This window comes from Leucobacter aridicollis (assembly GCF_024399335.1).
Taxonomy (GTDB): domain Bacteria; phylum Actinomycetota; class Actinomycetes; order Actinomycetales; family Microbacteriaceae; genus Leucobacter; species Leucobacter aridicollis_A.
Genome location: NZ_CP075339.1, coordinates 1,600,733 through 1,620,533 on the forward strand (window position 1 = coordinate 1,600,733; position 19,801 = coordinate 1,620,533).

Annotated in this window: 14 protein-coding genes; 9 read left to right on the plus strand and 5 right to left on the minus strand. The window is 66.7% G+C overall.

The features are described 5' to 3' along the window. The first annotated feature begins 57 nt into the window (after positions 1-57). Complete coding sequence (locus KI794_RS07190) at positions 58-1,689, plus strand: GNAT family N-acetyltransferase (RefSeq protein ID WP_255809621.1); 1,632 nt, start codon at positions 58-60, stop codon at positions 1,687-1,689. A 25-nt stretch (positions 1,690-1,714) separates the two neighbouring features. Here the strand turns inward: KI794_RS07190 and cyoE are convergent, their stop codons facing one another. Further along, positions 1,715-2,782 (minus strand): heme o synthase, encoded by a 1,068-nt coding sequence (gene cyoE / locus KI794_RS07195; RefSeq protein WP_255809622.1) that lies wholly within the window; start codon positions 2,780-2,782, stop codon positions 1,715-1,717. A gap of 229 nt (positions 2,783-3,011) precedes the next feature. Here cyoE and KI794_RS07200 point away from each other — a divergent pair, with 229 nt between their 5' ends. Continuing rightward, positions 3,012-6,305: a DEAD/DEAH box helicase gene (locus tag KI794_RS07200; RefSeq protein WP_255809623.1), complete on the plus strand. Its 3,294-nt coding sequence runs from the start codon at positions 3,012-3,014 to the stop codon at positions 6,303-6,305. 27 nt (positions 6,306-6,332) lie between these two features. On the opposite strand, the gene KI794_RS07205 is transcribed toward KI794_RS07200, so the two are convergent. Further along, positions 6,333-7,766, minus strand: a complete 1,434-nt coding sequence (locus KI794_RS07205; protein WP_255809624.1) for an HNH endonuclease signature motif containing protein — start codon at positions 7,764-7,766, stop codon at positions 6,333-6,335. Positions 7,767-8,261: 495 nt separating this feature from the next. On the opposite strand from KI794_RS07205, the gene KI794_RS07210 reads away from it, so the two are divergent. The 6 genes from KI794_RS07210 (at position 8,262) to KI794_RS07235 (ending at position 15,276) form a co-directional block, all read left to right on the plus strand. After that, positions 8,262-8,957: a hypothetical protein gene (locus KI794_RS07210; RefSeq protein WP_255809625.1), complete on the plus strand. Its 696-nt coding sequence runs from the start codon at positions 8,262-8,264 to the stop codon at positions 8,955-8,957. A gap of 209 nt (positions 8,958-9,166) precedes the next feature. Continuing rightward, on the plus strand, positions 9,167-10,156 hold the full coding sequence (locus KI794_RS07215; RefSeq protein ID WP_255809626.1) for an NUDIX hydrolase: 990 nt from the start codon (positions 9,167-9,169) through the stop codon (positions 10,154-10,156). Continuing rightward, positions 10,153-11,490 carry a quinolinate synthase NadA gene (nadA, locus tag KI794_RS07220; RefSeq protein WP_119279453.1) on the plus strand — a complete coding sequence of 446 codons (1,338 nt, stop codon included), beginning with the start codon at positions 10,153-10,155 and terminating at the stop codon, positions 11,488-11,490. The genes KI794_RS07215 and nadA overlap by 4 nt, the downstream gene beginning before the upstream one ends. Next, positions 11,487-13,157, plus strand: coding sequence for an L-aspartate oxidase (locus KI794_RS07225; protein ID WP_255809627.1), 1,671 nt, complete (start codon positions 11,487-11,489; stop codon positions 13,155-13,157). Before nadA ends, KI794_RS07225 begins: the two co-directional genes overlap by 4 nt. 83 nt (positions 13,158-13,240) lie before the next feature. Next, positions 13,241-14,089 carry a carboxylating nicotinate-nucleotide diphosphorylase gene (gene nadC, locus KI794_RS07230; protein WP_255809628.1) on the plus strand — a complete coding sequence of 283 codons (849 nt, stop codon included), beginning with the start codon at positions 13,241-13,243 and terminating at the stop codon, positions 14,087-14,089. After that, positions 14,086-15,276, plus strand: a complete 1,191-nt coding sequence (locus tag KI794_RS07235) for a cysteine desulfurase family protein (RefSeq protein ID WP_255809629.1) — start codon at positions 14,086-14,088, stop codon at positions 15,274-15,276. The genes nadC and KI794_RS07235 overlap by 4 nt, the downstream gene beginning before the upstream one ends. On the opposite strand, the gene KI794_RS07240 is transcribed toward KI794_RS07235, so the two are convergent. Continuing rightward, positions 15,188-16,213 (minus strand): EamA family transporter, encoded by a 1,026-nt coding sequence (locus tag KI794_RS07240; RefSeq protein WP_255809630.1) that lies wholly within the window; start codon positions 16,211-16,213, stop codon positions 15,188-15,190. The two genes, KI794_RS07235 and KI794_RS07240, sit on opposite strands and share 89 nt — an antisense overlap. A 79-nt stretch (positions 16,214-16,292) precedes the next feature. Between KI794_RS07240 and KI794_RS07245 the strand changes: the two genes are divergently transcribed. Continuing rightward, complete coding sequence (locus KI794_RS07245; RefSeq protein ID WP_255809631.1) at positions 16,293-17,177, plus strand: LysR family transcriptional regulator; 885 nt, start codon at positions 16,293-16,295, stop codon at positions 17,175-17,177. Between the two features lie 12 nt (positions 17,178-17,189). Here the strand turns inward: KI794_RS07245 and KI794_RS07250 are convergent, their stop codons facing one another. Together KI794_RS07250 and KI794_RS07255 are read right to left on the minus strand one after the other, a co-directional pair. Beyond that, entirely contained in the window at positions 17,190-18,821 is a 1,632-nt protein-coding gene (locus KI794_RS07250; protein WP_255809632.1) for an ABC-F family ATP-binding cassette domain-containing protein, read from the minus strand. Between the two features lie 282 nt (positions 18,822-19,103). Further along, positions 19,104-19,757, minus strand: coding sequence for a TetR/AcrR family transcriptional regulator (locus tag KI794_RS07255; protein WP_119279465.1), 654 nt, complete (start codon positions 19,755-19,757; stop codon positions 19,104-19,106). Positions 19,758-19,801 lie beyond the last annotated feature (44 nt).

Below are 19,801 nucleotides of genomic sequence, written 5' to 3' on the forward strand. Positions count from 1 at the left end.
GGCGGAGCGAGCACATTGGCCGATAGTGTGCCCGTGACACGTGAGTAAGGATGGGCAATGACAGGTGGTCTCCCTGCAGGAATCGCTGACTTTCGTGACGGCGTCGCGATGGCTGACCCGTGGGTGGCGGGAGAGCCGCCCCCTGAAGCGCTGGCTGTCGTGCCAGCGAACCCGGGTTGGCCCGAGCGGGCGCGCGTCCTGGGCGACGCGATCCTCGCGGCAGTCGGATCTGTGGCGGTTTCGCTCGAGCATGTCGGCTCAACTGCGGTCCCACGCCTACCGGCAAAGGACGTCATCGATCTTGACCTCGTCGTAGCCGACCCCGACGATGAGTCACGCTACATCCCCGCGCTCACCGCACTGGGGTATCGGCATACCGTACGGGAGCCGGAGCTCGACGGCCACAGGATGCTGAGGCTCGAGGAACCGCGGGTCAACCTGCACGTGTTCGATGCCGGTACTGCCGAGCCCGCACGCCATGTGCTCTTTCGTGATTGGCTTCGCGCGCACCCGGAGGACGCGGAGCGCTACGCTGCGGCGAAAGCCGCGGCAGCGGAGGGCGCCCCGCAGACTGCGATGGCCTACAATCGCAGGAAACACACGACTGTGCGGGAGATCTACGCGCGTGCGTTCGCTGCGGCCGGAGTTTCGCTCGCAGACCGTGCGCTCGCACCAGACGCGCTGCCCGAGCTCCCCGCGACAGCCGGCGGTGAACACCTGAGCTGGCGCCCCGCGACTGGCGATGATGCCGAGGCAATCTGCGAGCTATACCGCGCGGCGGGAGTCATCGACCACCCGTATGAACTGTACGGACTGGATCTCGTGAAGCTCTGGCTCACCGGAGATCGCTTTACTCTGGCGACCGACACCGTGCTGGCGTTCTCGAACGCTGGTGTCCTCGTCGCGTTTGGGGAGGCGAAGCTCGACGACGAGTGGCGTGACCAGGTCGACGTCTTTGTCGACGGCGTTGTCCACCCCGAGTGGCGGGGTCTTGGTATCGGTACCGGGATGCTTGCGTGGCAGGAGGCTCGCGGTCGGCAACTACTCGCGACGGTCGATGCGAGGCTGCCTGGGCTGCTCAGCATGGGCGCACGGGAAGCGAACTCCGACACTCTCGCGCTCGCTGCGAATGCCGGATACCAGCCGGTGCGGTGGTGGATGGAGCTCGGAAGATCCCTCGCTGGCGAGATTCCCGCCCGCAAGTTGCCTCCGGGGGTTGAACTCCGCCCGTACACCGCGGAGGTGTCTGAGGCTACGCGGCTCGCGGTCAACGACGCCTTTCGAGACCACTGGGGTTCGCGCCCCATGAGCGCGCAAGAGTGGGCGGACGAACGAGAGCTCGGGGAGTTTTCCCCTGAACTGTCGCGCGTGCTCGTCACGGGTCGCGGCTCAGACGCCGACCCGATTCGGGTTGTTGCCGCCGCGCTCACGGAGGTGAACGAGGACGAGTGGGAGCTGAACGGCGGCCCGTTTGGGTACATGTCGACAATCGGCGTCGTACGCGATTGGCGAGGTCGCGGGCTGTCGTCAGCGGTGATTTCGGCAGTGCTCGAAGCGTACCGCGCCGCGGGTTTCGTCAACGCCCTGCTCGACGTCGACTCTGCGAACCCGAGTGGCGCGCTCGGCATGTATGAGCGTCTCGGGTTTACCGCCCGTGACCGTTCGGTGACGCTCGCGAAGTGGGTCTAGGGGAGCCGCAGCCGGGCGTCTCCGTTTAGGGGAGGAGGGCGCCGATCGAGATCATCAGGCTGTATGCCATGATGATGATCAGGGAGAACCTGAACATGCGACGTGCCCAGGCGTTGTCGTCCTTTGCGCTGAAGCCCTGGATGCCGATGACGATCCACCAGACGCCAAGCGCCCCCATGACCGCCGCATACACCCAGCCTGTGTAACCGAGCGGGGTGAGCGCGACCGATGCCACGACGTACGCGATCGTGTACAGCAGGATCTGGATCTTGGCCGCTGGAATCCCATGCACCACGGTGATCACGGGAACGCCGGCACGAGCGTACTCGTCTCGACGGTACACGGCGATTGAGTAGAATTCGGGCATCTGCCAGAAGAAGATGGCGAGGAAGGCGAGGATCGCCGCCGCATCAACCGTCCCGGTGACCGCAACGTAGCCCGCGAAGATCGGCGCTGCGCCTGAGATACTTCCCACGAGCGTGCCGTGCACGCTCATGCGCTTTGACAGCATGCCGTACAGCACCACGTACGTGAAGAACCCGGCGAGGCCAGTCACGACGACGAGCCAGTTTGTCCAGGCAACGAGGATCGCGTTGCCGAACACAAACAGCACAACCGAGAAGGTCACCGCGTTTCGCACGCTAACGCTGCCAGATACGGTTGCGCGTTTCTTCGTGCGCTCCATCCGGTCATCAATATCGCGGTCGAGCACGTTGTTCAGCACGCAAGCGGCGGCGATGACGAGCGTGGTGCCAACGATCGTCGCGAGAAAGAGAAGCCCGTCAAAGGCGCGCGCAACACCGGCGGCGAGCAGGAAGCCGGCTGCGGCAGTCAGGACGTTTCCGTACAGCACGCCCGGCTTGGTCAGCGAGTAGTATCGCGCGAATGTAGCGCGTAGGGTATCGCCGTCTGCACGGGACGCGATCTTCGCGTCAGTTCCCCGGCTGCGCTCGGAGAAGACTGCCGCGTCTGCGAGCTCGGCGAACTCTGGAGCGATCTCGCTTTCTCGCGCAGCGGTCTCACGATGACCCTTCGGCGTCTCAGGGGTGCTCGGGACCTGCTGGTCGTCCTCAGGGATCCCATTTGCGGGCATACGAATCTGGCCTTTCTCAAGCCCGTGCGCCATTTGGCTCCGGCTTGCCGCCTGCTGTGCGGCGTGTCTGCAGCGCTGGCGGTGCCAGGCGCCGTAGCCGATAGGCCGCAGACTTTGCTCTTCAAATATACCGTGTCTCTGCACGCCGAAAGGCCAGCTGGCGTGCAGGTTCACGTGTACTCACTCGACGCAGGGAGCGTCTCCGGCACGGCGTAGCATTGAGGCACGTATGAATAGTCCCGATGTCGATGCTCCTCCGCCAGCGCAGCGTGGCCCTGAGGCTGCGTGGCGAGCGCGGCTCGGGGAGCTCCTTGGGAGCAGGGACGGCTCGCTCGATGGTACGCAGCGAGCGGTCCGCGAACGCGGTGCCTCCTCGGCACGCGGAAGCGTCATAGCGGGGGGACAGTTCGCGCAGCTCGGCCTGCAATTCGAGGTTCGCGAGATGATTCCCCGCTCCGCAGACAACTGGAATGGGCCGCTGTCGCGCTCAGTGAAGCCCGGGCAGGACGCCGGGAGCGGTATCTTCCAGTTGGGAATTCGGCCGGCGATCAGAACGGAGCGCGGCTGGGCTCGGGGGAGCCTCACCTGGGCGAACATCGGCCATCACGGGAGTCGGTTAAGCCTTGACCCCGCGCAGCAGCGATGGTTTCGGCAGCTGCACGCTCTGCACCGAGCCGGCGAGACTGTCGCCATCGGGAAGGATCCTGATTGGGTCTTTCTCGACGAATACCTGAGTCCGGCGTTGTGGACTCTGCTCCGTCAGTCTGAACGCCTTGGAATCGCGCTCGTCGTCGCCGGAAAGGGCGCTTCGGTTCGGTTGCACGAACGGGCAGAGCTCTGGCTTGACACCGTCGCAGCCGGCGGCGGCGCGGTCGTGCTGACGCCGAGGCTTGAACTCGACGGCGCAGAGGTACCTTTCGTCGAAACCGGTGCAGTAGGAAACCACGGTGTCTACATCGCCGGGCGCGGGCGCGACCGCTCCGTCCACCTCGCGCCGACGACGAACGAGACGACAGCCTCGGAGGTGGCGCTCCTTTCGGGGGCACTCGAGCCGGGCGGCCTTACAATCGCTGCACAGGAGCGGACAGAGTTCCTCGCCGACGGACTGCCAGAGCTGCAGTCGGAGTTCACCGTGGCGAGCAGCGACGGGTCGGTGACGCTGCCCGATCCGGACCGGGTGCGGCTCTTGCTGACGGCGGCCTGGCGCGCAGGACACCGACTGCTACTCACCTGGAGCGATGAACGCCCCACTCGACGCCGCGGCGAGGGGCGCCCAGCGACCCTCGGCAGTGTGATCCCCGATGAGATCCTTGCCCAAGAACTCTTCCCCGACGCATGGCGCGGGGATGCGCCAGAATGGCTCGACGCCGAGGCGCAGCGCGGGCTGCCCGGCCCCCTTGAGCTTCGTGGGGTGGCTGCCGCCGAATTCTTGACGAAGGTGGTCCCTCAGCTCCGCGATACACCGGGGGTCACGGTGCGTGTTTCGGGGGCTGTCCCTGCGTACCGCGAGCTGCAAGGGGTGCCGCACCTCAAAGTGACGACGGTGCCGAGCGAACGGGAGGATTGGTTCGACCTCGGCGTGCTCGTCACGATCGAGGGGCGGACAGTGCCGTTTGGGCCGCTATTTAAAGCGCTCGCGACAGGGCGAACAAAGCTGCTGCTTGTCGACAATACGTATCTTCACCTGAACCACCCTGCATTTGCGCCGCTGGCGGCCCTCATTGCGGAGGGCCAGGACCTTGACGAATGGGAGACTGGGCCGCGTGTTCCGAGGCACCAGGTGCCGAATTGGGCAGACTTTGAAGACCTCGCAGACGAGTCGGAAGCCGCCGTTGAATGGCGTGAACTGGCCCGTGAGATCGGCGCTGCGCGACCCGTGCCAGTGCCCGAGCCTGCCGGTATCACTGCTGAACTTCGGTCATATCAGCGCGACGGCTTCCACTGGTTGGCGTTTCTGTGGCGCAACAGACTGGGCGGCATCCTCGCTGACGACATGGGGCTCGGAAAGACCCTCCAATGCCTGACGCTGATCGCCTACGCCAAGGAAGGCGAGCGTGGTGGTCTTGATGGGCCGGGTGTGTTGCGCGATTCAGTCGAACCCGGCGATTATCGCGAGTCTGGCGGGCCTGCAGAGTCCAACGGCTCCGATGGTTCCGGTGGTTTCGGCGGCGCTTCGATCCCCTGGCGGCGAGCCGCCGGGCGGGCCGAACGTCGGCCGTTCCTCGTTGTCGCGCCAACGTCAGTGATGAGTAACTGGGCCGCGGAGGCGGCACGCTTCGCGCCGGGCCTGCGCGTTCGCGTCCGCGCAGCGACGGAGGCCGCGAGCGGTCGCACGGTGCGAGATGATGCCGCCGAGGCGGACCTCATCGTGACGAGCTACGCGCTGTTCCGACTCGACTTTGCGAGCTATCGGTCAGCCGCTGAAGACCCGGAACTCGGAATCGCGGGCCTCATTCTCGACGAGGCGCAGTTCGTGAAGAACTCGGCTGCCCAAGGAAATGAGCTTGCCGAGACCCTCCCGGTGGGATGGAAGCTCGCCGTGACGGGAACACCGATTGAGAATTCGCTCCGAGAGCTGCACGCGCTCACCAAGATTGTCGCGCCTGGGCTCTTCCCGTCCGCTCGCCGCTTCGAAGAAGACTACGTGCGTGCCATTGAGCAGCCTGCGCCGGGTAACTCGGTCGGTACAGGGGCCGGGAGCGGCCCGAAACTGCAGCGAGAACTCCGTGCGCGGCGCACGAAGGAACTTCGACGTAGGATCAGGCCGTTCATGCTGCGCCGTACCAAGGCTAGCGTCGCTGCAGAGCTTCCCGAGAAGCAGGAACAGATCCTTGAAATCGAGCTAGACTCACGTCATCGGGCGCTCTACGACGCCTTCCTGCAGCGGGAACGGCAGAAACTGTTCGGGCTGATGGAAGATCTTGATCGGAGTCGGTTCACTTTCTTCCGGTCGCTCACGCTCCTGCGCATGCTCGCGCTCGATGCGACGCTGATCGATGGGCAATACTCTGAGATTCCTTCTGCGAAGCTCGAGGCACTCGCGGAGCATGCCCGCGCGCTTGCCTCCGAAGGTCGGCGTGCGCTCGTGTTTAGCCAGTTCACCTCGTTCCTTGAGCGCGCGTCGGCTCACCTCGCGGCTGAAGGGATCCGTACGATTACGCTTGATGGCGGGACCCGAAATCGAGACTCGGTCATCGAGCGTTTCCGAGATGGTGAAGTGGATGTATTTCTCATCAGCTTGAAGGCGGGAGGAGTGGGTCTCAACCTCACCGAAGCCGACACCGTGATTCTGCTTGATCCCTGGTGGAACCCGGCGAGCGAGGCCCAGGCAATCGACCGTACTCACCGGATCGGTCAGCAGAAGCCTGTAAACGTTGTCCGCATGATTGCGCTCGGGACGATTGAGGAGAAAGTCCTTGAACTGCAGCGACGCAAGCGTGCACTCTTCGACGCAGTGATTGACGATGAGGAACTCTTTTCCAAATCTCTCACGGCCGATGACATGAGAGACCTGCTCGCCTGATCGTTTCCTCGCCTGGTAGCGGGCCCGTCACTCCGCATGCGCCCTGCTCGTGCGAGCGCGAAACCTGACAGTGCTGGGAGCGCGTGAGGTGTGCTCGGCCCCCGTCGGGCTCACCCACGTGAGTGCCCCAGCATCGTGTTGGATGAGCCTCCAACCGCTTGTGTGCTTCAACACGTGATGGCCTCGGCAGAGGGAAGCGAGATTGTCGGTACTTGTCGCGCCGCCGTGGGCAGCATCGATCGTGTGATCGATATCGCAGCTCGTCGCCTGCCTGCGACAACCTGGCGCTCGGCAATGGAGGTCTCGGGCGATGATCAACCGCCGCATGTGCGCGGATGGCCGATACGTCTTGACGCTCATGACGGTGCCGCCAACCGTGACGTTCACGAGGTCCCAGCTATCGCCGGCTGCGGCGGCCCGTTCCGCTGCCTCGCGCGCAACCTTTCCGCCGATCGGGCCATACCCAACAAGCTCCGCGACGCCACCAACATTGGCGTTGTCGCAAGCGGGGTCGCCCGTTGATTCAGTATCCGTGAGCGGTACGTCGTGCAGCCGATGCGCAGGTACAACGACCTGAATGCGGCCAGATATGCCCCGGCCGATCGGGGCCGACCCTTCGGCCGCAACCGGAACCTCGCCTGTCAGCAGGAGATCTGTGAAGAGGTCAGCCTCAATCTGCGAGCGAGTGCGGCCCCCGCCCTGCTCATGAGTGGAGAGTGCTGAGCGAGGGGTGCCCGCTCCACCCCTTCCACTGCCTGTGCCGTCGGCCCCCAGCGAACTCGCGGCTGCGGGTGACTCCGTCTTCGCAATGTGCTTGGCAATCTGAGCGACCCTGTCACGAATCGCGTATGCTGCCGTCGCTCGGAGGTACGCGGCGAACTCCGCCATGCCGTCCGGGAGATCGCGCACCTGTACGCATCGCCGTCTCGTGGCTGACTCGTGCTGTTCGTCAAGTGGAAGATCTGCAAGCTCCAGCGCAATCCGGTGGGCAATTGGCCGAAGCCTGTTGGGCGTCTCGACGCGGGCGTGTGGAATCACCTCAGCTTCATACTGTGCGCGCCGCGTCGACGCCTGCTCTGGTGGAAGAGATTGAAAGACAAGCCCCTCGTCGACGGTGACGTGCACGACCTGCAGCGAAACGCGGCCTGCAGCGAGTTCGGTTAGGGTTGCTTTGTAGACGTCGACCGTGTGGTGAGCTGTATGCATGAGCTTTTCGGCCGCGTACTCGCTGAGGTGGAGGCGCGCCGCGACCTCGAGTCTCAGCGAGCGCAGTTCGAGCTCTGGATTCCGAGAGCGGCTACTCTCGCCGACAGTCGCGTGCCCGAAAGTGCGCCGCATCAGGCCGCCAAGCGCGCGCAGCTGAGCTGCTTCAGCCGCTCGTGCAGCCGATGCTGCGTCGGCCATGTCGGCGAGGTCTGTTGCGTCAGCCCGGTCGTCGGCGTCGAGTCCATTGGCGGTCACGGGTGCATCTGAGCCCGGCACAGTATGGCTAGGCGGTGATGCGGCCGTGGAATCGGGGACCGCTGCGGTGGAAGTCGTTGGGGCGCCTGGGGCGCCTGGGTGGCCTGGGACGTCTGGTGGTTGCTCGTGTTCGGAAGTATTTAACATGGGATGAGTCAAGCACTGGTGCACACCCCGGCCGGCGCTTTCCACAGGATGAGGTCAGTTTGCCGCTACCAGCGGAGGACGTCACCCTTGTGGACCGAGCAAGCAATGCTTCGCGCTCCGCAAGTCGCCAGTGCTATGAGCGGCACTTAGCGCCCTGGCGGCCCCTGGTGGCGCCCGAGCGTCGCCCGGGGCATCCCAGCGGCACCCAGCGGTACTTGGCACCCTGACGGCACTCAGCGGCGAATGGGGCATCACTTGTCACTCTGGAGTTGAGCGCCTACGCTGAAAGAGCAACCAGAGCCTGAGCGCCAGGTCGCGGACCGGCGCCGTCCTATGTAGGGAGCCGGAATGACAGCGTTGCCGCCAAATGGTCAAGTTGGGCAGCCCGTAAACGGCGGACAGCCGCCCCAGGTCGCACGGCAAGTCCTGCCACACCCGAACCTACACCCGAACCGACACCCGAACCGACACCCGAGCCAGTACCCGAACCAGCGACCGCGCTCGAGCGTCGGCGCGGTTGTCGCCGTAGTGCTCGGGGCGATCCTCACGCTCGGGGGTTTGCCGTTTGGCCTCGCAGTCGGCGCTCTCGCGACGGTTCCAAAGGTATTCGAAATGATTGAGGAGGTCACCGAGGTGACCCCGAGTGGCACGGTGACAGCTAGCAGAGCAGATGACGCGTTCTATCTCCTTGCGCCAGAAGATGCTCCGAATGCTTCGTTCCCTATCGAATGCACTGCAACGACTGAGTCCGGGAGGAGTCTTCCTGTTCAGGCGGTCCGCCCCTACTCGTTCAGCTCCGAGTATCGAGGCGGCGACTTTAACTCCTTTGCGATCGTGCGGGCGGAGAGCCCTGGAGAGATCCTGATCGAGTGCCCAAGCGATGTCGTTGGCGTCGTCGCCGCGCCCGCCTTCAACGCCGCGAGCTTCTTTGCCCCGCTCTTCGGGTGGTCAATTGGCGGTGTCGTCGCGACGGTCATGGGTGTTGCGCTTGTAGTGGTCGGAATCGTATTGCTCGTCCGGCGACCGCGCGCCGTGCAAGGTTAGCGAAGGAGCGAAGGGCAGCGTCCGTCGCCCCGTCGGCGACCTGGACCTACATGCTCGTCGACAACAACCCGCTTGGTACGCGGGCAGACCGCGCGACTCGTGGGTTGAAGCGCCTCACTCGCCGATAGGGCAGGTTTGACAGCTCTCGGAATAGGCGTATGCTGACTTATGGTCAGAATGACTTTAAGTCTGAATTGAGCGGAGCGAGGATGCACTACCAGCGCGCTAGCGTCGCCGAGCGTCGCTATCTGCCGCCAGCGGTTGCAGTGTCAGTCGTCGCATTCGCCCTGCGACCGCCCGCGGACGCCGAGCATGTCGGCGAGGCCGCCGCGGCTCCCACAATTTGGCTTCCCCTCGTGCGAAGGACTCGCGCGCCTTTTCTCGGTGAATGGGCGCTACCAGGCGGGCCAACCGAGTGGGATGAGACACTCTCCGATACCGCGCTCCGCACCCTGCGGGCCGCTGCCCGAAGGAATCCGCGTCACCTCGAACAGCTTTACTCATTTGGCGGTATAGAGCGATCGGCGGACGCCCAGCGGCTCGTCACCATCGCCTACTGGGCGCAGTACGGCGAGCTCGAGCTCGAGCTCGACGCCGAGCCAAACGCTGACGCCGACCCAAACGCTGGTGTCGAGCTGCCGCGCGAGGGGCGCGCTCGCGTGGATTCCGATCCTGATCCCGTGCCTCGGCCCCGCCGCTGGGACGACCCGCTCCCGCCCCTGTCATCACGCGACGGAGGCGACGCGGGGGCGGCTGAAACCGCGGAGGCACTCGAACAGACCGCGGGGGAGAACGTCGCCTGGTTCTCAATCGACCGACTTCCGCAGCTCGCGTTCGATCACGCCGAGATCATTGACCATGCCGTCGACAGGCTTCGCGCCAAAACCGAGTACGCGGCGGTCGCGCACAGGTTCCTTGGTGGGTCATTCACGCTCGGGCAGCTCCGCGCGGTTACTGAAGCAGTGCTCGGCCAGGCCATCGACCCAGCAAACTTCAGGAGGCAAGCGCTCGCCCGCGGCGGGCTCGTCGACACGGGCGAGCTTGACTCTGGCGGTGCGCACCGGCCAGCCCGGCTCTACAGGTTCAGCGAGTCTGACCAGACCCCGGACGTCACACGCCGGAGAACGCCAACCGCTCCGCCAACCGCATTAGCCCCCAGACCCGACACGACCAAAGAAGACGCGAGGAGCAACTCATGAGCAGCGTGCACGAACTTATCCGCGGCGCGGCAGCCCGCGAGGCGGCTGTATCCGAGCGACCCGGCCGGCCAACGACGGCCCCACATCGCAAGCCGATAGCGCTCCGGGCGACAGGCTCGGTATCTTCGTGCGATGCCGACCTCGCAGACGATCCGTGGTCGATCGACACGAAGCCCGGCTACGGTCCCGGTGCCTCCGTCGGTGACGTGATCCCGGGGACGGCGCCGCGCCAGGGCCCGCTGCCCGAGCGATACACGAACGCGAGCGACGCTGAGCTTGACCAGTGGATCACGGCGGCGAAGGCGGAGCTTGGTGACCGCGTCCGGATCCTCGGCCACTTTTACCAACGCGACGAAATCGTGAAGTACGCAGACTTCGTCGGCGACTCGTTCATGCTTGCGCAGGCCGCGAAACAACACCCTGAGGCCGAATCGTTCGTGTTCTGCGGTGTGCACTTTATGGCCGAGACAGCCGACATCCTGTCTGGCCCTGAGCAGTCTGTCGTCTTGCCGAACCTTGCCGCCGGATGTTCGATGGCAGACATGGCGACGATCGAGCAGGTCGAAGCGTGCTGGAGCGAGCTGACAGCCGCGCTCGGTCCAGCCGCCGAGGGTGAGCTGCAGCCAGTGATTCCCGTCACCTACATGAACTCGTCTGCAGCGATCAAGGCGTTCTGCGGGCGCAACGGCGGCATCGTGTGCACGTCGTCGAACGCCCGCACCGTGCTCGAGTGGGCGTTCGAACGCGGCCAACGCGTTGTGTTCTTCCCCGACCAGCACCTCGGACGCAACACGGCGAAGGCAATGGGGGTCCCTGAGGAGCTCATGCCGCTCTGGCGCCCGCATCTTGCACTCGGCGGAAACACGGCTGAGCAGCTCAGAGATTCGAAGGTCATCCTGTGGAACGGCTTCTGCTCGGTGCACAAGCGTTTCACCGTCGCGCAGATCGAGCAGGCACGCGCAGAGTATCCCGGCGCGCGGGTTATCGTGCACCCAGAGTGCCCGGCGCCGGTCGTCGAGGCAGCTGACGGGGCAGGATCGACGGAGTTCATTCGCAAGGAGGTCGAGGCGGCGGCGCCGGGCGCAGTTCTCGCCATCGGCACCGAGATCAACCTCGTGAACCGGCTTCAGCAGCAGCGCCCTGACCTCACGATCTTCTGCCTCGACCCGGTCGTGTGCCCGTGCTCGACAATGTATCGAATCCACCCCGCCTACCTTGCCTGGACACTTGAGTCGCTCCTCGCTGGGCAGGTGCCGAACCAGATCAGCGTCACGGATGACGTGGCGCACGACTCGCGGATCGCGCTCGAGCGGATGCTTGCGGCGAAGCCGTGATTCTCGTCATCGGAGCAGGTGTTGCTGGGCTCTCGTCCGCGCTTGCGGCGGTGGCGAGGGGCGCAGAGGTGATGCTCGTGACGCCGGGACGCTTGCGGGATGGCGGCAACACTGCGCTCGCGCAGGGAGGAATCGCCGCGGCTGTCGGGCCGGGCGACACGACTGACGCGCACCTCGCCGACACTGTCAGTGCGGGGGCAGGCCTCGTCAACGCCACGGCCGCGCGCGTGCTGACTGTCGAAGGCGCCAGGATTGTGCGCGAGTTGCTCGCCGCTGGGCTGGCAGTCGACCGCGCCAGCGATGACTCGGTGCTACTCGGGCTTGAGGGGGCTCACAGTGTGCCCCGCATACTTCACTCGGGTGGCGACCGCACGGGGGCGGCGCTGCATGCCTTCCTGGCAGAGCGTGCGCTTGTTGCAGTCGCCGAAGGAAGGCTGCAACTCCGCGAAGAAACCAGACTGACCGCACTCATCGTCGATGCCGGGGAAGTGACGGGTGCGCAGCTCCGAACTGCCGGCCCATCCGGCGACGCCAGCGCGAACACCGCGCAGCCCGCTGCCGCTGTCGTGCTGGCGACGGGCGGCTATGCCGCAATGTATCCGCGCACGACGAACCACGCGGGGGCGCGGGGCGAAGGGATCCTCATCGCCGCGCGAGCCGGTGCGCTTGTCTCTGACCTCGAGTTCGTGCAGTTTCACCCAACCGCGCTTGAGAGCGGTGAGCTCATCTCGGAAGCGGTCCGTGGCGCCGGTGCCGTGCTGCGAGACTTCGCAGGGCGGCGGTTCATGGAGGGGCGTCACCCGCTTGCCGAGCTCGCGTCGCGCGACGTCGTGTCTCGCGAGATTCACCGCGTGCTCCGTGAGGGGACTCGGGGGCCAGGGGGCGGCGGAGCGTCGTTGGACACAGTCTTTCTCGATGCGACCCCCATCGAACGGGAGCACGGCCGTGGGGCCCTCGAGAGACTGTTCCCCGGTATCTCTGCTGCAGTTAGGGCCCAGGGCTTCGACTGGACACGCGATCCAATCCCGGTGACGCCCGCTGCTCACTACTCCATGGGTGGCGTCGCCAGTGACGTGCTCGGGCGAAGCAGCCTTCCGGGCTTGTTCGTTGCCGGAGAAGTCGCATCAACAGGCGTGCACGGTGCCAACCGGCTCGCCTCGAACTCCCTGCTTGAAGGGCTCGTCTTTGGCGAGCGTGCGGGCGCAGAGGCCGCGCGCTACGCAGCCTCTGGCAAGCAAGGCTGGGACGTCGCTGCGGCTGCGCTTGGGGTTGAGATGGACACCGACCCAGGTCAGAGCGTGGCTCGCCTCACCCAAGGTGGGGAAGGGTGCGCCACAGCGGGCACCGGCGCGGCAGGTGTGGCCAGGGCGACAGCCGAAGCCGCCACCGCAGGTGGAGCCACCGCGGTCGCGGAAGCGATCGCGGGATCTCTCGGGATCGAGCGCGACGCCGACGGGCTGTTGCGAGCTTCCAGCGTCTTCGCCAGGGAAGCTGCCCTCGGCTCAGACCTGGCGGAGTTCGCTGGCCTCGTGTGCGTTGCGGCGCTCGCGCGCACTGAATCTCGCGGGGCTCACCAGCGATCCGACCACCCAGATACTCACGACCGCTTTGCCCAACGACGCGGGCTCGTACTGACGCCTTCGAGGGAGCCAGTCGCTGTCGGCTAGCGTGACGTCGCACCGAAGCCCCCGATTTCACCCCACATTCACCTGAGCGCAACGCTCACGCCACAACCCCGAGGAGCTGCCACGTGCTTACCCCGCAAATCGTTTCTGATGTCGTTGGGCGCGCCCTCGCTGAAGACGCCCCGTGGGGCGACCTGACTGTCGCGCTCGCGATTCCTGAGGATGCGAGAATCACGACGGTACTCGTTGCGCGCGAGTCGGGAGTGTTCGCGGGCGGGCCGCTGATCCTTGAGACCTTCAGGCAGGTCGACGACCGGATCGGCGTGACCGATCTCGCGCCGGAGGGAACCGCTTTCATCGCGGGCGATGTGCTCGCGCGGATCGCTGGTCCGGCACGCGGGGTGCTCACTGGTGAGCGGGTGGCACTGAATTTTAGCCAGCGCTTGAGCGGCATCGCGACGCTCACGTCGACGTTCGTCGCTCTCGTCGCGCACACGGGTGCGCGGATCGCTGACACCCGGAAGACGACTCCGGGCCTCCGGGCCCTCGAGAAGCACGCGGTGGCCGCCGGCGGGGGATCGAACCACCGCTTCGGTCTCTCTGACGCGATCATGGTGAAAGACAACCATCTGGCGGCCCTCGGGGCGGTCGACGCGGCGACGACGACGGCCGCGCTCGCGACGCTGCGGGCCAGAGCTGGGCACACGACGTCGATCGTTGTGGAGGTCGACAGGCTCGACCAGATCGAAGCGGTGCTCGCCGCAAACCCGACGGGGGTGCTGCTCGACAATTTCTCCCTCGAAGACCTTCGCGCGGGGGTGGCTCTCATCGGTGACCGGGCGCTCGCAGAGGCGAGCGGCGGCGTGAATCTTGACACGGTGGCTGGCATTGCGGAGACCGGCGTCGATGTGATCTCGGTCGGGTTGCTCACACACGGGGCGCGGGCGCTCGACCTCGGGCTTGACGCCGAATGAACGCTGGCGGAACAGGCGGCGGCGCCCACCCTGGCGGTTATCTCGACGCAGCGGCGACTGCTCCGTTGCGGCCGGAAGCACTCGACGCAATGCTGCGGGTGTTCACCGGAGGACAGGCGAACGCATCGAGCGTGCACTCGCCCGGGTTCCGCGCGCGCGAGGAGATTGAGGCGGCACGCGCGCGCATTGCCGCGGCACTTGGCGCCCGGCCCGCTGACGTGATCTTCACGTCGGGCGGGACGGAAGCGAACTCGCTCGCGATTGTGGGGCTCGCCCTCGCCACCCCCCGCGGTCGGCACCTCGTCACCACCGCTATCGAACACTCATCAGTGCTTGAATCGTGCCGGTACCTTGAGCGGGTGTTTGGCTTCGAACTCACGGTGCTGCCCGTCAATGGTGAGGGCCGAGTGAGCCCCGCCGATCTCCGCGGAGCCCTTCGACCCGACACGACGCTGGTTTCGATTGGCCTCGCGAACGGCGAAGTCGGCACTGTGCAGGACGTGCCGGCGCTCGCGACTCTCGCGGGTGAGGTCGGGGCGATCGTGCACACTGACGCGGTGCAGGCTGCGGCATCGCTCCCCGTTTCGGTGAGCGAGGGGGACGCGTGGCCTGGCGGCGCCGTCGACGCGCTGAGTGTCGCCTCGCACAAGTTTGGCGGCCCCCAGGGCGTCGGCGCACTCGTCGCTCGAAACCGGCTCAGGCTCGAACCAATCATCCACGGCGGCGGGCAGGAGCGCGGGGCTCGATCCGGCACCGAGAACGTCGCCGGAATCGCGGGGTTCGCCGCGGCGGTCGGCGCGGCCACCGCGCAGATCGGGGCGTCGGCGCTCGCGCTCATGGAGAGCCGGGACGCGCTCACCGACAGGATCCTCGCTGAGGTGCCCGGCGCCCGGCTCACCGGGCATCCGACGGAGCGGCTGCCCGGCCACGCCTCGTTCACCGTGCAGGGGGTGAGCGGGGAATCGATGCTCGTTGCGCTCGATGCTGCAGGGCTCGCGGTGTCCTCAGGCTCGGCCTGTGCTGCGGGCAAGTCCGAGCCCTCTCCGGTGCTGCTCGCGCTGGGTGTCTCCGACGAGCTTGCGCAGACCGCCGTTCGGTTCAGCCTTGCAGGCCCGCTTCCTGGCGAGACGCTCGATCGGATCGTTCGCGTGCTGCGGTCCGAGGTGCTGCGGGGCGTCGCGGGCTGATGCCGCCGCCGGGGCTGGCTGTCGTGCGCAGCTGACCGCGCGTCGGAGGCGCGAGCTGCCCCGCGAGCATCGCGGCGAGGGCGACGCCGAAGCCGACGAGCTGCACGGGTGCGAGCGACTCGCCAGCGACGAGAACGCCTAGTGCGGCGGCGACGAGTGGCGACAGTAGCCCGAGCAGAGCGGTCGAGGTCACGGGCAGCTGCCTGATTCCCGAGAACCAGATTGTGTAGCTCGCCAGCGCCCCGAACACAGCAAGCCAGGCGTACCCCCACGCCGCCGCCGCGTCGACCACGGGCGGGACGCCGTCGATGATGAGCGCGGGCCCGGCGATCACTAGGCCGGCCGCGGTGAGCTGCCAGCCGGCGAGCGCCATCGCCGAGACGCCCTCGGGCCTGCCCCAGCGCTTCGTAAGGACGACCCCCGTGCCCATCGACAAGGTGCCGGCAAGCCCCGCGAGGATGCCGACGGGGGAGAACCCGGCACCAGGACCGAGAACGACGAGGCCGACGCCGACGACGCCGACGATGCCCCAGCCAAGACGCCAGCCGGAGAGCCGCTCACCGAGGATTACGACCGCGAGAAATGCGACGATGATCGGCTGGCCTGCGCCGAGCGTCGCGGCGACGCCGCCTGGGAGGTGCTGCGCCGAGATGAAGAGCAGCGGGAAGAAGGCAGCCATGTTTAAAGTGCCGAGCACAAGGCTCTTCCACCACCAGGATCCCCGCGGGAGCGTCCGGGTGATAAGCAGCGCGATGAGACCCGCGGGGAGTGACCGCATGAGCGCGGCGAAGAGCGGGTGGCCGTCGGGAAGCAGGTGCGTCGTCACGAGGTAGGTCGTGCCCCAGATCGCCGGGGCGAGAGCGGTGAGCGCGATGAGCGAAGTGCGGGGCCGAGAGGCGGCGGCCAGCGGAGCTGGTGATACTGATGGGCTGTTCACGCTTCCATCGTCCTCGCGCCCGGTCAATCAGTCCAACGCATAATTGTGATTGCATTCATGAAATGAGATCATTAATCGTATGGAGCTGCAGCAGATGCGATACGTGGTCGCGGTCGCTGAGGAGCGGAACTTCACCCGCGCGGCGGAACGCTGTCGCGTCGTCCAATCGGCCCTGAGCCACCAGGTGAAGGCGCTCGAGCGCGAACTCGGGGTGCGGCTGTTCGCGCGCACGAGCCGCCGGGTGGAACTCACCGCCGCCGGCGAGGCCTTTCTGCCGCACGCCCGCGCGAGCCTTGAATCGGCTGAGCGCGCCATCGCAGACGCCGCCTCGGCAGCCGGCGAGGTGCGCGGCACCCTGACGATTGGGCTGATCCCGACCGTGACCGCGCTCGACGCGCCCGCAGCGCTTGCTGAGTTTCACCGCTCGCACCCCGCCGTGCAGATCGCGCTGCGTGGCGGTGGGAGCAACGAGTTCGTCGCGGCGATTGCTGCGGGCAGGATGGACATCGCCGTGCTCGGGCTTCCAGACGACTCGCCCCCGAAAGGAGTCGCCCACCGCGAGCTTGTCCGCGAGCGCTTCGTCGCCGTCGTGGGAGAGCAGCACCCGCTCGCTGGCAGGGGGCGGGTGAGTCTCGCCGACATTGCCGAAGAGACCTTCGTCGACTTCCCAGTGAGTACCCCGGGGCGCGCGCAGTCCGATCTCGCGTTCGAAGCGGCAGGAGTGCGCCGTGAGGTCGCCTTCGAGGTGATGGACATGGGCATTATCGTGGAGCTCATTCGGCACGGCCTCGTCGTCGCTCTCCTTGCACCCGCCCTCGTTGCCGACATGGCAGGCATCGCCACAGTCGAACTCACCGACGGGCCGGGAAGAGTCGAGTACCTCGCTTGGAGTGAGTTCAACCCGTCGCCCGCCGCGCTCGCGTTCCTGCGAACGGTCGAGCGCGGCGGCCGCGCACGCGGTTAGGCCCGCGCCGAGCTACTCAGGCAGCTCGGGGAGCTGCGTCATACGCCCCTCCTCGTCGAGTGCGAGCACCGTATCGATGCCGATGCGCCGAAGGAACCCGAAGTCGTGGCTCACCACGAGCAGCGCGCCCCTGTAGGCATCGAGCGCCTCGGCGAGTTGGGCGACGCTCGCAATGTCGAGGTTGTTTGTCGGCTCGTCGAGCACGAGCAGCTGCGCAGGCGGGTCGGCGAGCAGCAGGGTCGCGAGCGAGACGCGGAACCGTTCGCCGCCCGAGAGGGTGCGCACGGGCCGGTCGACAGCGTCGCCGCGGAGCAAAAGCCGGGCGAGCTGGTTGCGGATCGCTCCCTGCTCGGTGCCGGGCGCGACGCGCTGCACGTTCTGGATCGCGCTCTCATTGTCCACGAGGCCGTCGAGCCGCTGCGGCAGATAGCCGACGGTGTCGGTCACGAGCCGCGCCGCAGGGCGATCCGGATCACCCTCTCGCTGCCCGAGCAACTGGGCTATGAGTGTCGATTTGCCGCTGCCGTTCGCACCGACGAGGGCGACACGCTCGGGCCCCTGCACGACGACAGTGCGGCCGCCGTCCGCAAATTCGGCTATCCGCCGGCCTCGCGGAACCCCCGGGTCCGGGAGGGTGAGGTGGATGTGCTCGTCCTCTCGAACCCGCGCGTCTGCCGCGTCGAGCGCAGACTGTGCGGCGCGAACCTTGTCGTCGAGCGCGCCGCGCATAGCCCCGGCGGACTCCTGGGCGCTACTTGCCCGCCTTCCCTGGAGAATCTTCGGTATGCCCCCGTCTTTCTGGGTCTTCTTCGCGGTGCGCTCGCGACGCGCGAGCTTTGTCTCCGCCTCAACCCGCTGACGCTTCTCGGCCTTTAGCGTCTGCTGCGCGGACCGTGCCGCCTGCTGTGCAGCCGCCTGCTCCTGCTCGAGATGCGCCTGCCACTCGCTGTAGGGTCCGCCAAATGTCGTGAGTGTCCCCGCGTGGAGCTCAGTCGTGTGTTCCATGCGCTCGAGGAGCTCGAGGTCATGGCTCACGACGACGAGCGTGCCCGGCCATTCGTCGACGAGTTCGGCAAGCCGGGAGCGCGTCGGCCGGTCGAGGTTGTTCGTCGGCTCGTCGAGCAGGGTGATCGCCGTGCGGCGGATGCTGAGCCCCGTGATCGCGATGAGCATGGCCTCCCCGCCAGAGACCTCGGAGACGCGGCGATCCAGATCGCTCGCCGCGAAACCGATGCGGCCGAGCGCCTCGTCCGCGCGCGACTCGATATCCCAGTCGTCGCCGATCGCGTCGAAGTGCGCCTCGGCCACGTCGCCCGACTCGACGGCTCGGATTGCGGCGAGGGTGTCGTGAATGCCGAGCAGGTCCGCGATCGTCGCGTCGCCTGCGAGCGTGAGCGTTTGCGCGAGGTATCCGACGTCGCCGGCGGTGTCGATGTGGCCCGACGTTGGGGCGAGCTCGCCCGCGATGAGTCGGAGCAGCGTCGACTTGCCGGCGCCGTTTCTGCCGACGAGCCCGGTGCGGCCGGGCAGGAACGAGCCGCTCACGCGATCGAGTGCGACGGAGCCGTCGGGCCACTCCAGCGTGACATCGCGGAGTGTGATTGCAGACTTCTGGGCCTGTGCGTTGGGTGCTGAATGCAACATGGTGAGGGGTCCCCTCTTTCCTCGGCGGACTGTGGGGTCGCCGGAATCGTGTTCGAACTGCGTGCCCGAAACGGGCGAGCGAACCGAGCGTCCTGGCGTTCAACAGATACCCAAAACAGTGGGGAGCGCCGAGCGGGCGTGGAGGTTCGCAGCGAATCGCTACGGGGCGGTCAACGCACGGGGCAGTGCCCAATAGTGCGGACGGCGGCGGTAGCGCGGAGGCTAGATGCCATCCACCTCAATCATCTCCATGCGGGACAGAATAGCACGCCGGGCGTGGCGCTATGCGGCGAGGCCTCGGGAGAGGCGGGCAAAGACCTGTTGCGCGATCGCCGCGGGGACGCCTTCTGCGCCGTCAGGATCGGCGTCACCAGCCGCCCAGTGCTCGAGCCCGAGCCTGATCGCGTCTGACGCGACCGTCGCGAGGATTCTGACGTTGAGCGGGTCGATGCCGGGGCCGCATAACTCGCTCAGGATCGGGCGGAGGCGCGCCTCAGAATCGGCATTCACCCGATGCCAGACGGCGCGGAGGAGCGGCGTCTCGGTGATGCTGCGGAGCACGCCGCGGGTGACGCGAAGCTCCTCGCGGTCGGCCGCTGTTTGGGGGAGGAGGACCTCGTCGATGAGGCGCGGAAACAGCGTGAGCGGGTCGCGCTCGGGAGCGTCGGCGAGCAGCCGCACCCAGTTGTCAGCTCCCGACGTCAGGAGCGGGGTGATCGCATCTTCCTTCGCCGAGAAGTGCCTGTAGAACGTCCGAAGCGAGATGCCCGCGGCTTGGGCGATCGCCTCCGCCGTGACGTGCTGCGGGCCGTGCTCGGCAAAGAGCCCGGCGGCAGCCCGGGCGATCTCCAGTCTCGTTTCCTCACGGCGGCGTTCAGCGAGGGTCTGAGGTTGGGTCTCGCTGGTGGCGGGCGTGAGTGCGTCCGGGAGGTGCATGAGGTCAGTCTATGGCATGATGTGCCATAGTGGCATGACGTGCC

Excerpts from the sequence above, each read along its gene's own strand:
- KI794_RS07190 (WP_255809621.1), top strand. The coding sequence starts at position 58 with ATGACAGGTGGTCTCCCTGCAGGAATCGCTGACTTTCGTGACGGCGTC.
- cyoE (WP_255809622.1), bottom strand. The coding sequence starts at position 2,782 with ATGCCCGCAAATGGGATCCCTGAGGACGACCAGCAGGTCCCGAGCACC.
- KI794_RS07200 (WP_255809623.1), top strand. The coding sequence starts at position 3,012 with ATGAATAGTCCCGATGTCGATGCTCCTCCGCCAGCGCAGCGTGGCCCT.
- KI794_RS07210 (WP_255809625.1), top strand. The coding sequence starts at position 8,262 with ATGACAGCGTTGCCGCCAAATGGTCAAGTTGGGCAGCCCGTAAACGGC.
- KI794_RS07215 (WP_255809626.1), top strand. The coding sequence starts at position 9,167 with ATGCACTACCAGCGCGCTAGCGTCGCCGAGCGTCGCTATCTGCCGCCA.
- nadA (WP_119279453.1), top strand. The coding sequence starts at position 10,153 with ATGAGCAGCGTGCACGAACTTATCCGCGGCGCGGCAGCCCGCGAGGCG.
- KI794_RS07235 (WP_255809629.1), top strand. The coding sequence starts at position 14,086 with ATGAACGCTGGCGGAACAGGCGGCGGCGCCCACCCTGGCGGTTATCTC.
- KI794_RS07245 (WP_255809631.1), top strand. The coding sequence starts at position 16,293 with ATGGAGCTGCAGCAGATGCGATACGTGGTCGCGGTCGCTGAGGAGCGG.
- KI794_RS07250 (WP_255809632.1), bottom strand. The coding sequence starts at position 18,821 with ATGTTGCATTCAGCACCCAACGCACAGGCCCAGAAGTCTGCAATCACA.
- KI794_RS07255 (WP_119279465.1), bottom strand. The coding sequence starts at position 19,757 with ATGCACCTCCCGGACGCACTCACGCCCGCCACCAGCGAGACCCAACCT.